A 12,733-nucleotide genomic window follows, 5' to 3' on the forward strand; every position below is an offset into this window, starting at 1 on the left:
GCTCTGCCCGCGGCGCGCGAGAAACACCTGCCCCGAGGACATTCATGACGGCACCAGAAAAACCGGCGGCAACCCCGCTCTTTGAGATGAGCGGTGTATCGAAGCGTTACGGCGGCGTACATGCGTTGGAAAACGCCAAACTCACCGTGGAAGCCGGGAAAATCCACGCTATTCTCGGCGAGAACGGCGCGGGCAAATCCACGCTGATCAAGATCATGGCCGGCGTCGTCGCGCCGGATGAAGGCCGCATGCTGCTCGACGGGCATCCGGTAACCTTCCGCTCCCCGGCCGAGGCTTCCGCCGCCGGCGTCACCTGCGTATTTCAGGAACTCTCGCTGATCCCGGACCTCAGCGTCGCCGACAACATCTCTATCGCCGCTCCGCCGCTCCGTTTCGGCCTGATTGACCGCAAGGCGCAACGCGTCATCGCCGAGGAGATGCTCGCGCGGGCAGGCGCCAGCGACATTCATCCGCGCGAGCTGGTCAAGGACCTGCCGCTCTCGCGCCGACAACTGGTGGAGATCGCCAAGGCGCTCGCCTGGAAACCGCGCATTCTCATTCTTGACGAAGGAACGTCGGCACTGACGGCAGCCGATGTCGCCGAGGTCTTCTCCGTTTTGAGGCGGCTGAGGTCCGAAGGGCTGGCACTCCTTTACATTTCTCATCGCATGCAGGAGATCGCTGAATTGGCGGATCAATGCACGGTCTTGCGCAACGGCCGCAATGTGGCAAGTTTCCCGGCAGCCACGCGCAGCGATGGCGAGATCGTCGAAATGATGATCGGTCGGGAATACAGCCGCGCCTTCCCGCCGAAACCGGAACGGGTTGCGAAGGATGAAGTCCGTCCGGTCCTGGAATGCCGCAAGCTCGGCTGGGCGGATACGCTGCACGACGTTTCGCTTACCGTCGGTCGTGGTGAAGTCGTCGGCCTTGGAGGACTGGATGGACAAGGGCAGCGCGAGCTGCTGCTTGCGCTCTTCGGCGTCCTGCGCGGGACCACAGGTTCCGTCCTTGTCGACGGCAAGGCGGTTACGCTCGCAAGCCCGGCAGCGGCAAAATCCGGACAGATCGGCATGGCGCTCATCCCCGAGGACCGCAAGACGGAAGGCTTGATGCTGCCGATGACGGTCCGGGAAAATCTATCCTTTGCGGTACTGGACCGGGTGTCCAGAGCGGGGGTGATAGATCAGGAAAAGGAAGAACGGTTGATCGAGGAGATGGTGCAGATACTGGCGATCAAGACGGCAGGTCTCGACATTCCGGTCGGAGCGCTCTCCGGCGGCAACCAACAGAAGGTCGTCATCGCCAAGTGGCTGATGCGCAAGCCGCGGATCATTCTGCTCAACGATCCGACACGCGGCATCGATGTCGGCACCAAGCAGGAGATCTATCAGTTGCTGCGGCGCTTGGCCGAAGCGGGAGCAGCCATTCTCTTTTATTCGACGGATTACGACGAGTTGATCGGCTGCTGCGATCGCGTTCTCGTCTTCTACAACGGCAGCATCAGACGCGAATTGAAGGGCGACGGCATCACCGAGCATGCGCTGGTGGCGAGCGCACTGAATGTCGGCAGCGAGAATGCGGGGAGCGCGGCATGAAGGAGTGGCGTTACCGGTTGGGCGAACGGCGCGGCACGCTGATGGCAGCCGGCATATTCCTCGTCATGTTTGCAATTTACGTCTCCAATCATCCCGCCGGACTGACGGCCAATGTCGTCCAGACCGCGGCGAACAAGGGCGTGCTGCTTGCCTTCGTCGCGATGGCTCAGACGTTGGTGGTGATTACCGCCGGCATCGACCTCTCGGTCGGCATGATCTTCATCCTGACCAATGCGCTGGCCTCCTGGCTCGTGCTCGGCTCGCCGCTTGAAACTGCTCTTGGCGTGATGGCCGTCCTCGCAACCGGTCTTGCCTGCGGCACGCTCAACGGCCTGATCGTCATCTATGGACGGTTGCAGCCGATCGTTGCCACGATCGCCACCGGCGCTGTGTTCTTCGGCATCGCCCTCCTGCTGCGACCCTTTCCCGGCGGATCGGTCAACGAGGAACTGGCAGACGTCATGACCGGCAAGGTCTTCGACCTCTTGCCGGCCAGCCTTGTCGCTCTCATCGCCGTCGTTCTCGTCATATGGGTACCGTTCAGCCGCTCCCAGATCGGGCGGGCAGCCTATGCCTCCGGTTCATCGGAGATCGCGGCTTATATGTCCGGCCTGCCCATCCGCCGCGCGAAATTTACCGCATATGCGCTCGCCGGTCTTCTTGCGTCGACTGGCGGGCTCTTCCTCACCTTCTTCACCTTCACCGGCGAGGCAGCCTTTGCGAGCGGCAATGCCTATACATTGTTCTCAATCGCTTCGGTGGTGCTCGGCGGCGTATCCCTGTTCGGCGGCAAAGGCAGCGCGATCGGCGCAATCTTCGGAGCCCTCGCCTTCCGGACCATCGGCGACCTGCTCTTCGTCTTCGATTTTGATCCGCTGTGGCAGCCGCTGTTCCAGGGTGTGGTGCTGCTCGTCGCGGTGAGCCTTGGCGCGTTCGCATTGTTCCGCGTGCGCAATCGCCTGGAATGGTTCGGATGAACAACCTAATGCGAGAACACTCAGTGACCCGGCTTTCCAAGGTCATGCATCGGCTGGACCCGGCCATCGCCACCGCCTTCGCCTGCATTTTCCTGCTGCTCATCATCGGCAGTTTCTATTCAGCGAGTTTCCTGTCGCCGGAATATCTCCTGCAGCAGTTGAAGGTCGCATCCTTTCTTGGCGTCATCGCCACAGGCATGATGATCGTCGTGCTGCTCGGCCAGATCGATCTGTCCGTACCGTGGTCTGTCGCCGTCGGCGGAATGATGGCGTGCGCGGCTGCCGCTTACGGCCCACTCGGCGAGGCTCTGGCGATTCCCTTCGGCATTGCCTGCGGCATGGCGATCGGGCTGGCCAACGGGATCGGCGTCGCCTATTTGCGCATCCCCTCGATGATCATCACGCTGGCGACTAACGCCGTCGCGCAAGGACTGATGGTCGTCTATACTGGCGGATTCTCGCCGCAGGATTCGGCAACATTTGCGATGCGCTATCTGGCAACCGGCTTCCTTCTGCCCGGGCTACCCAATGCCATTCTCATCTGGGCGGTCGTCGGCGCCGTAACGGTCTTCGTCCTTAACCGCACGACATTCGGCCGGTCCGTCTATGGTATCGGCATTCGGGAGAGTGCCGCCTATCTTTCCGGTATCAATACCCGCCGGATCGTCATGATCGCCTTCATTGCCTCAGGGGCGCTGAGCGCCTTCGGCGGTGCCCTGCTTGCTGGCTATGCCTCGAAAGCGGCGCAGTCCATGGGCGATGCTTATCTCCTGCCCTCGATCGCCGCCGTCGTCCTCGGCGGAACCTCCATTCTCGGCGGCAAGGGCTCCTATCTCGGCACCGTTGCCGGGGTGATCCTGATTACGCTGCTGCAATCGATCCTCTCCGTCATGCAGATGCCGGAGGCAGGGCGGCAGATCATCTACGGCGTCGTCATCATCGCTATGCTTTTGCTTTACGGCCGCAGCCCAGCCAACCGGCAATAGCGCGCCTGCGCTACTGCAACGCCCGAAAAACGCAGGACCACCGCACCGCCCGTCAGTCCGGCACCCGGTAACAAAGGTGAAGGATCCATTCGGCAGAAGCGCAAAGCTCACCTCCGACGCGAAGCGCCGCCTGTCCTCGATGATCCTGTGACGCGGATCAAGGTGTCGACCACCGTCAGGATCCGCAGTTTCTTTCCGCTTGCGAGCTGATCGTGGATAAAGTCCAATCTCGCCCAGACGTCGTTCGGTCCGATGCACGCCTGCGTCAGACGTGTGGCGGCCGGCACCGAGGATCGGGCAGTTACGCCATGACATCAACGCCCTCGATCGATTTGTAGAGCCTACGGGACCTCAAGGTGAAAGGCGAGCCAGCGCCTAGATGCGTCAGTCCTCGTACCGCGCGTCCCAACTCTCCGATGCGCCGCGCGCCCCGGCCACGTCATAGGCCTGCACGCTCGCTGTATCGCCGTTGCTGCTTACTCTCAGCTGATCACCATCAAAGCTCGTGAAGCGCATCGCCACCGGCTCTGGGTGCAGCGATAGGTGCTCCTCAATAATCAATACCGCAATCCGTTCGCCAAGGCTGATTATCCGACAAATTGGGCGGCGTGGCTGGACTCGCAGAACGGCGTCGATGCCATAGGCAAATTCGTCAATGCGTTCTCAGCCGCCGAATGGATCAGCCTCAAATGCAAGTCTAGGTCAAGCCGTGAACCAGAACACCTCTGGCGCCTTGCAGCGGTTCAGGGCATCCTATGATGGCTGAAAGTTGTGTTTATGGCAGTTGGAGGAATGCCGATGCGCTGCTTTACCGTGCTTGGACCCTCGCAGACCGGAAAATCGACAGTCGTGGAAAGGCTCGGCTCCCTGGAGGGGACGCCGAGAAAATCCAGCTCCCCTTATGGGTTGAACCTCACAGAGTTCACCTTCGGAAACGAGGCGTGGTGTGCCTTGGATACGCCAGGACCCAACGAAGCGTTGGCGCATGTGCAGCACGCGCTGCTTGCCAGCGACGCCTGCATATTGTGCGTTTCATCGGCACCCGAGGAGGCTGTGCTCGCCGCGCCCTATCTCAGGATCGTCGAAGCCTCGGGGACGCCTTGCATCCTCTTCGTCAACCGGATGGACGAACCGAGGGGGCGGTTGAGGGACGTGATCGCCGCGCTTCAAGACTACGCCAACCACACGCTTTTGCTTCGCCAGATCCCGATCCGCGAGGGGGACAGGATCATTGGCAGTTGCGATCTGATTTCGGAACGGGCGTGGCGCTACCGGGAAGGTCAGCCTTCGGCGCTGATCGCCATCCCTGAAAGCACTGCCGAGCGCGAGCAAGAAGCGCGCAGCGAGCTCCTGGAACACCTGTCCGAATTTGATGACTGGCTTCTCGAGGAACTGATCGAGGACCGCGAGCCATCCAGCGACGCGCTCTATGCCATTTCATCGCGGGTTCTCAGGGAAAATAGAATTATCCCGGTCCTGATCGGTGCTGCAAGTCACGGCAACGGCATGATGAGGCTGATGAAGGCGCTGCGGCACGAGGCCCCGCCGGTAGGGATTCTCAGGCAGCGTCTCGCTGATACGGCAACTGTCGATGAAGGCAAGCTGGCGGCCGTGAGCTTCCATGCCTATTATCGCCAGAATATCGGCAAGACGGTGCTCGTGCGCGCACTTGGCGAGGGCCTGCGGCAAGGCGCATCGCTCGGCGGCTCCAGCCTCGGCGCCGTACAAAATCTCGCAAACGGGCGGTCCAATACGGCGGTTCTGCCTGCGCCGGGAGATGTCTTCGCGACGGTGAAGTCCGACCACCTGCCTGTCCCTTCGCTGTTGACCTCCGGCGCGGTGGTTGCCCCGCCCGAGTGGACGGAACCACCCACGCCGATGCTTGAAAGGATTCTCGTTCCAGGCAGCGAGCGCGATGAAAACAAACTTTCCGAAACGCTGGCGAAACTTTCCGAGACGGATCGCGGTCTGAAAATCCTGCAGGAGGAAGGCACGGGCGCTCAACTCGTCCGCGCCCAAGGGCCGGTGCATCTGCGTGATCTCTGCCGAACACTGTCCGATGTCTTTCACATCTCCGTGACCGACCGAACGCCCAGCCCGATCTACCGCGAGACGATCGCGAAACCATCGGAGGTTCATTACCGCCATCGCAAACAGACCGGCGGTGCCGGGCAATTCGCGGATGTGAAGTTGAGCATTCACCCCAACGAGCGCGGCCAGGGCTTCACCTTTGGCGAAACCGTCAAGGGCGGCGCCGTTCCGCGCAATTACATCCCCGCCGTCGAAGCGGGCGCGCGCGAAGCGATGGAGAAGGGACCGCTAGGCTTCGAAGTCATCGATGTCGGCGTAACGCTGTTGGATGGTCAGCACCATACCGTCGACAGTTCCGAACACGCCTTCCGGACTGCGTCGAAAATGGGGGTGCGCCAGGCGCTTTCCGAAGGATCGACCGTCTTGATGCAGCCGATATTCCGCAGCGAGTTCCACATCCCGTCGGTCTATTCAGGCAGCCTTGTCCAGATCGTTGCCGGTCTCAACGGTCAGGTTCTCGGCTTCGACCGCGATGAAGCCGCCAAGGGATGGGACATCTTCCGGGCGCTCGTTCCGGGCGGCGCACTTGAAGATCTGGCGCGGTCGCTGCGCTCGGCGACGCAGGGCATTGGTTATTTTTCCAAGACCTTCGATCACTTCGAGGAACTATATGGCAAGGAAGCGGACGCCATTGTGAGGGCAAAGGAGAAATCAGGCACCGCACACTGAAACGTTTGCGCCACTTCATGCTCGCGCCCGGGTATGCTGCCGGACGTCCGATCCCAGCCGTTCTCGCTGAACGATTTCGCTCCGATACGCTGCACTGCGTCCTGGCCGATCAGCTCGGATAGTTTTGCGGCTGCCCAGACGAAGTTCTTCCCTGCTTGCCAAAAAACCACAATTGCCTCACTTAGTTCACACATCCACCCTCGGCATGAAGAATTGGATCAACGCTGCATGCGCATAGCTTACGTTTTTCTCGGTGCATTTCTTGCACTCGTACAGTCCGCCTCCGCTGAAGTCGCATCGCCGCCGGTTTTGGCGCCGCTGGAGCGACAGGCGGAAGCTGCTCAGTTGAGCGCGCAATTTCTCTCGCGGTATAGCTACAAGCCCGTTCCGCTCGACGACGCCTTGTCGGCGCGGGTCATGGATGGGTTCATCAAGTCGCTGGATCCGGACCGCATGCTGTTCCTGCAAGCCGATATCGACAAGTTCATGGCCGAGCGCAGCGAGATCGACGATGCGATCGAGCGGAAGGACCTGAAGATCCCGTTTGCGATCTTCAACGCCTATGAACAGCGCGTCGTCGACCGCATGACCTATGCGCGCAGCCTGCTGAAGCAGGATTTCGATTTCAGCGGGCAGGATAATTATTCGGTGCTGCGCGAGAAAGCGCCCTGGCCGCAGTCGCAAGCCGAGAGCGATGAGCTGTGGCGCAAGCGCGTCAAAAGCGACTGGCTGCGGCTGAAGCTCGGCGGCAAGGCCGATGCGGCTATTCGCGAAACGCTCGACAAACGCTATGAAAACACGCTTGAGCGCGCTTACAAGTTCAAGAGCGACGACGTTTTCCAGTCGTTCATGGACGCCTATTCGAACGCCATCGATCCGCACACGGATTATTTCGGCGCGGCGGCTTCGGCTGATTTCGATGTGTCGATGAAGCTTTCGCTGTTCGGCATCGGCGCGGTGCTGCAGGAGCGCGACGACTATACGACGATCCGTGAGCTGGTGCCCGGCGGGCCGGCTGAACTCTCAGGCAAGCTGGCGGTCGGCGACCGCATTACCGGCGTCGGTCAGGGCAAGAATGGGCCGATCAAGGAAGTGGTGGGCACGCGCCTTGATGAAGTCGTGCAGATGATCCGCGGGAAAAAGGGCTCCGTCGTGCGCCTCGACATCCTGCCGGCCGATGCCGGCGCCGATGCCACGCATCGCGTCGTCAGCCTGGTGCGCGACAAGATCAGCCTGGAAAAGCAGGCCGCCAGGAAGACCGTGCAGACCGTGAAAGTGGGTGATGCCGAGCGCAAGATCGGGATCATCACGCTGCCGGTCTTCTATGAGGATTTTGAAGCCAAGGCCAAAGGCGACAAGGATTATAAAAGCGCCAGCCGCGATGTCGCCAAGCTTCTCGGCGAGCTGAAGGATGAAAAGATCGACAGCGTTCTCGTGGACCTGCGCAACAATGGCGGGGGTTCATTGGAAGAGGCGATCGATTTGACCGGCCTCTTCATCGGCAAGGGCCCGGTCGTCCAGCAACGCCGCAGCGACGGCAAGATCGAGGTCAAAAGCTCGGATCTGGCTGAGCCTGTCTGGTCAGGCCCGATGGGCGTGCTGATCAATCGCGGCTCGGCCTCGGCTTCGGAAATTTTTGCCGCCGCCATCCAGGATTACGGTCGCGGCGTGATTCTGGGAGAGGCCAGCTTCGGCAAGGGCACGGTCCAGACGGTCGTCGATCTCGACCAGATGGTTCACAACAGCAAGCCCGAATATGGCGAGCTGAAAGTGACGATCGCCCAGTTCTTCCGGGTCAATGGCGGCACGACGCAGCTGCGCGGCGTCACACCCGACATCAGCCTGCCGGGGCTGTCCGATCCGACAAGCTTCGGCGAGACCAGCTATGACAATGCCCTGCCATGGGCGGAGATCAAGCCGGCGAAATACGCGCCCGAAGGCAATGTCACGGCCTTGCTGCCGGCATTGCAAAGCCGCCATGATGCGCGGGTGAAGGGCGATCCGGATTTCCAGCGCCTGGTGAAGGACATTGCCGACCTGAAGGCGCAGCGCGAGAAAGGCATCGTCTCCCTGAACGAAGCCGAACGCCGCAAGGAAGCGGCGGCGCGCGAGAAGCGGTTCAAGGAGCGGGCGCAGGCAAGCGATGGCGATAATCCCGCCGGGGATGACGGCCTGGAGGCGGGCGAGCGCAGCCTGAGCGCCGATATCGCCCTCGAAAACGCCCGCAAGAACGCCAAAGACGTCCTGCTCGACGAGGCCGCCGCCATTCTTGCAGATGAGGTGGGTTTGCAGGACGGCGTCCTGAATGCAGCCACGAAGCCAGCGGGACAGGCGGACGGGAAATAGGCATGCCGGCTACAACTCCGCGCGTCCCTCAAACGGGACCCGCGGCGTTCTGGCGCATGGGATCGGAGCCGCAATTGAGATTTTCGAACGCGACTGGTAGGAGCGTGCGCCGTCGCCTTCAGGACGAGTTGGCGCGCATCCTGCTACACCTCGCCGACGAGCAGGAGCCTGTGCCTTTGACAGCCGGGGAGCGGGCGGCGATTGCGGAATCGAAAGCCGCCGGTGCGCGCGGCGAATTTGCAAGCGATGAAGAAGTCCGCGCCGTATGGGCCAGCTTCGGCCTATGAGACTTCGCTACATTGCCGGATATCTCGACCTCGGGCGTACTGTAGCGCTCACATCGCCGGGCTGAAATCCGCCGCCAGCACCGCCTCCTTGAGCGCACGCGAATAGGGATGCTGCGGATTATCCAGCACGGGCCGGGCCTGGCCCCGCTCGACGATTTCACCCTTGCGCATGATGATGATGTTGTCGCTGATGTAATAGGCGGTGGCGAGATCATGGGTGATGTAGATGATCGACAGGCCGAGTTCGTTTTTCAACCGGCCGAAGAGGTTGACGATCGCCATGCGCAGGGATGCGTCGACCATCGAGACCGGTTCGTCGGCGACCAGCAGGCGGGGTTGCGGGATCAGCGCGCGGGCAATGGCGACGCGCTGAAGCTGGCCGCCGGAGAGTTCGTGGGGAAAGCGGCCCTTCACTTCTTCCAGCGTCAGGCCGACATGCACGAGGGCGGCATCGGCCATGCGCTCTGCTTCTTTTCGGTCTATGCGTTTTCCCGGGCCCGACAGATTGCGCGCCGTCTCGAACAGATAGCGGTCGACCCGCTTCAGCGGATTGAAGGCTTCGAACGGGTTCTGCAGAACCGGCTGGACCTCCTTCATGAAGGCCTTGCGTTCGGATCGGCTGTGGATGGAGACGGTTTTGCCGGAGAATTCCAGCCGCCCTTCCGTCGGCGCCGTCTGCCCGAGGATCATCGCGGCGATCGTCGATTTGCCCGAGCCGGATTCGCCGACGATCGACAGGATCTCCGGCTCTTCTCCAACTTCGAAGCTCACATCCTTGACCGCGGTGATCAGGCGCCGGCCGAGCATGCCGCCCTGGCGATAGACTTTGGTGACATGCGAGAGGTGAAGCAGAGCGGTCAAACCTGATCTCCCGTAACTGCAAAACAGGCAACGCGGCGCCCCGGCTCGACGGTGACGAGCGGCGGCACCTTCTGCGAGCAGATGTCCATCCGCTTCGGACAGCGCGGGTGAAACCGGCAGCCTTCCGGCGGCATGGCAAGGTTCGGCGGGCGCCCCTCCAGAGAGGGCCGCGTCGTCGCATCGCCGATGCGCGGCAGGCTGCCGACCAGATGCTGCGTATAGGGGTGGAGCGGCTTGCTGAAGAGTTTGGCGGTCGGCGCTTCCTCGACGAGACGCCCGGCATAGACGATGCCGATGCGGTCGGAGACCGTCGCGTGAACGCCCATATCATGGGTGACGAACAGAAAGGACGAACCCATCTCGCGCTGGATTTCGCGGATCATCGACAGAACGTCGCGCTGAACGATGACGTCGAGCGCGGTGGTCGGCTCGTCGGCGATGATGAATTCTGGCGTCAGGATGGTGGCGAGCGCAATGGTCATGCGCTGGCGCATGCCGCCGGAAAGTTCGTGCGGATAGGCGTCGAGCAGATGCGGATCGAGCTTCAGCCGCTGCAGATGGGCAGCGACCTTTTCGAAGAAAACCTGCTTGCTGACGGCCATGTGGCGAAAGGCGAAATCGGTGAAGGAATGGCGGATCCGGCGCACCGGATTGAGCACATTCATCGAGCCCTGCATGATATAGGAGAGATGCCGCCAGCGCAGCGCCATGCGCTCCTCCGGCTTCATCGCGTAGATATCCTGGGTGCCGCCGGCGAAATGGAATTTCACCGTGCCCGACACGACCCGCAGCGGCGGCCGGATGGCGCCGGCGATGGTTTTGATCAGGGTCGTCTTGCCGCTGCTCGATTCACCGGCAACGCCATAGACCTCGCCGCGGCCGATCGTCAGGCTGATATCGTCGACGGCGCGCACTTCGCGGTCGACGCCAAAAAGGAAGGCGCGGTAATAGGCTTTCAGGTTCTCGATTTCGACCAAAGGGTCCATGCTAACTTCCCATCCGGTTCAGCCGGCTGCGCGGATCATTGTATTCGTTCATCGACATCGACAGCAGGAAGAGCGCTAGGAACAGAATGACGATGACGGCGACGGGGGCCGCCACCCACCACCATATTCCGGCGATCAGCGCCGAATGCGCATTGGCCCAGTAGATCATCATGCCCATGGTCGGCGTCTCGATATCGGTGAAGCCGAGCACCGAAAGGGTGATCTCCATGCCGATCGACCAGATCATGTTGTTCATTGTGGTGGCGAAGACGATCGGCAGCACATAGGGCAGGTGCTCCTCGACCAGGATCTTGCGCATGCTCATGCCGGAATAGACGCTCTGGGTGGTGAACGGCCTGGTTTTCAGGCCGATCGCCACCGAGCGGATCAGGCGCGCATCGTAGGACCAGCCGAGCGAAGCCATGATGACGATCAGCACCGTCCAGGTCATGCTGTCCTTCAGCACGAAATAGAACAGGATTAGCAGCGGAAATTGCGGAATGACCATGATGCTGTCGTTGATCGCCATCAGCACCCGGTCGACCGCGCCGCCGGCGTAACCGGCGACGAGGCCGACGACCAGTGAGATGATGCGCGAGAGAAAGGCGACGCCGATGCCGAAATACAAGGTGTTGCGAAGGGCGGTCGTCAGCTGCCAGAAAACGTCCTGGCCGCGCGATGTCGTGCCGAGCCAATAGTCGCCGTCCGGCGGCATGTCGGGCGGCAGAAGATAAATGTCCGTCGGCCCGTAGGGCGAGAAATAGGACACGACGATCAGCCCGACGATGACGGCAAAGAGCAGCAGGCCGCAGAGGAATTCGAGGTTCTGGCGTGCGAGGTCGCGGACGATGGTAAACATGGCCTATTCCACCTTGATGCGCGGGTCGATCAGCGGGCTCAGAATGTCGATGATGAAGACGGCGGCGGCGACGCCGACGATCGACAAGGCGCTGAGGCCGAGCACCAGGCTGTAGTCGCCGGCATGCACCGCCGAAATCAACAGGTTGCCGATGCCGGGATAACCGAAGACGATTTCGGTGATGACGGTGCCGTTGAAGATCGCCCCGAGCGACATGGCAAGCCCGGTGAATTGCGGCACCATGGCGTTGCGGGCGATGTAGGAGCGGAGAATTTTCGGCTTCGGAACGCCGCCGAGCTCGGCGAAGACGACGTAATCATCGGTGATGATGTTGGACACCAGCGCCCGCATGCCGATCAGCCAGCTGCCGGCGCCGACAAGGATCAGCGACAGGGCCGGCAGGATGGAATGCTTAAGGATATCGAGCACCAGGGCGAAGGAGAGATCCAGATTGGCGTTCATCTCGTAGCCGCCATTGATCGGCAGCACCGGCCAGAGATAGCCGAACAGGATGAGCAGCACGAAGGCCAGGATATAATAGGGGATGGGAAGCAGGGCGATGCAGACGAGGCTGACGGCCTTCAGCACCATGTTCTTCCGGTAATAGCCGGCGAGCGCGCCGAGCGCATTGCCGAGCACGAAGGTGATCAGCGTCGAGACCGTCATCAGCCCGATGGTCCAGGGCAGGGACCGCAGAATGATCGTGGAAACGGGCGTCGGAAAGGCCGACAGCGAAGGGCCGAGATCGCCGGTCGCAAGCCGTAGCCAGAAATGCAGATATTGCTGCCAGATCGAGCCCTCCATGCCGTAAAGCTCGCGCAGCGACTGGCGCATCAGTTCGATCGCATTCGGATCGGACTGCCCCATCTGGGTGATGGCGCCTATGCTTTCTTCGACCGGATCGATGGGGGTCAGGTGGGTGACGAAGAAGGTGATGCTGACGCCAAGAAAGACGACGAGCAGAAACTGACCGAACCGCTTCAGCACAAAGATCAGATAGGGCGTCATAAGGCAGTGGTTCCTCTCTGGTTCCCTTTCATCAGTGGAAAGGATCGGCGGGCAGGGCCCGCCGA

General features: G+C 61.4%; 10 protein-coding genes. 6 read left to right on the forward strand and 4 right to left on the reverse strand.

What is annotated here, in order from left to right; genetic code table 11:
- Positions 1-44: 44 nt before the first annotated feature.
- The 6 genes from ACS4RS_RS22925 (at position 45) to ACS4RS_RS22950 (ending at position 8,667) form a co-directional block, all read left to right on the forward strand.
- Positions 45-1,598, forward strand: coding sequence for an ATP-binding cassette domain-containing protein (locus ACS4RS_RS22925; RefSeq protein ID WP_439013569.1), 1,554 nt, complete (start codon positions 45-47; stop codon positions 1,596-1,598).
- On the forward strand, positions 1,595-2,575 hold the full coding sequence (locus ACS4RS_RS22930; RefSeq protein WP_439013570.1) for an ABC transporter permease subunit: 981 nt from the start codon (positions 1,595-1,597) through the stop codon (positions 2,573-2,575). Before ACS4RS_RS22925 ends, ACS4RS_RS22930 begins: the two co-directional genes overlap by 4 nt.
- Positions 2,572-3,561: an ABC transporter permease subunit gene (locus tag ACS4RS_RS22935; RefSeq protein ID WP_439013571.1), complete on the forward strand. Its 990-nt coding sequence runs from the start codon at positions 2,572-2,574 to the stop codon at positions 3,559-3,561. Before ACS4RS_RS22930 ends, ACS4RS_RS22935 begins: the two co-directional genes overlap by 4 nt.
- Positions 3,562-4,104: 543 nt before the next feature.
- A complete protein-coding gene (locus ACS4RS_RS22940) occupies positions 4,105-4,320 on the forward strand; it encodes a hypothetical protein (RefSeq protein ID WP_449314030.1) in 216 nt (71 codons plus the stop codon).
- Between the two features lie 39 nt (positions 4,321-4,359).
- Positions 4,360-6,321 carry an elongation factor G gene (locus ACS4RS_RS22945; RefSeq protein WP_439013572.1) on the forward strand — a complete coding sequence of 654 codons (1,962 nt, stop codon included), beginning with the start codon at positions 4,360-4,362 and terminating at the stop codon, positions 6,319-6,321.
- Between the two features lie 228 nt (positions 6,322-6,549).
- The gene (locus tag ACS4RS_RS22950) at positions 6,550-8,667 is read left to right on the forward strand and encodes a carboxy terminal-processing peptidase (protein ID WP_439013573.1); all 2,118 of its coding nucleotides are present in this window, start codon (positions 6,550-6,552) and stop codon (positions 8,665-8,667) included.
- A 335-nt stretch (positions 8,668-9,002) separates the two neighbouring features.
- Here the strand turns inward: ACS4RS_RS22950 and ACS4RS_RS22955 are convergent, their stop codons facing one another.
- From ACS4RS_RS22955 to ACS4RS_RS22970, 4 genes are read right to left on the reverse strand one after another with little or no spacing between them, the layout of a single operon-like run.
- Entirely contained in the window at positions 9,003-9,815 is an 813-nt protein-coding gene (locus ACS4RS_RS22955; protein ID WP_439013574.1) for an ATP-binding cassette domain-containing protein, read from the reverse strand.
- Entirely contained in the window at positions 9,812-10,801 is a 990-nt protein-coding gene (locus tag ACS4RS_RS22960) for an oligopeptide/dipeptide ABC transporter ATP-binding protein (RefSeq protein WP_439013575.1), read from the reverse strand. The genes ACS4RS_RS22955 and ACS4RS_RS22960 overlap by 4 nt, the downstream gene beginning before the upstream one ends.
- Position 10,802: 1 nt before the next feature.
- Complete coding sequence (locus ACS4RS_RS22965; protein WP_439013576.1) at positions 10,803-11,660, reverse strand: ABC transporter permease subunit; 858 nt, start codon at positions 11,658-11,660, stop codon at positions 10,803-10,805.
- A 3-nt stretch (positions 11,661-11,663) separates the two neighbouring features.
- Positions 11,664-12,668, reverse strand: coding sequence for an ABC transporter permease (locus ACS4RS_RS22970; protein WP_449314031.1), 1,005 nt, complete (start codon positions 12,666-12,668; stop codon positions 11,664-11,666).
- Positions 12,669-12,733 lie beyond the last annotated feature (65 nt).

Source organism: Rhizobium sp. F40D2 (assembly GCF_051810745.2).
GTDB lineage: Bacteria > Pseudomonadota > Alphaproteobacteria > Rhizobiales > Rhizobiaceae > Rhizobium.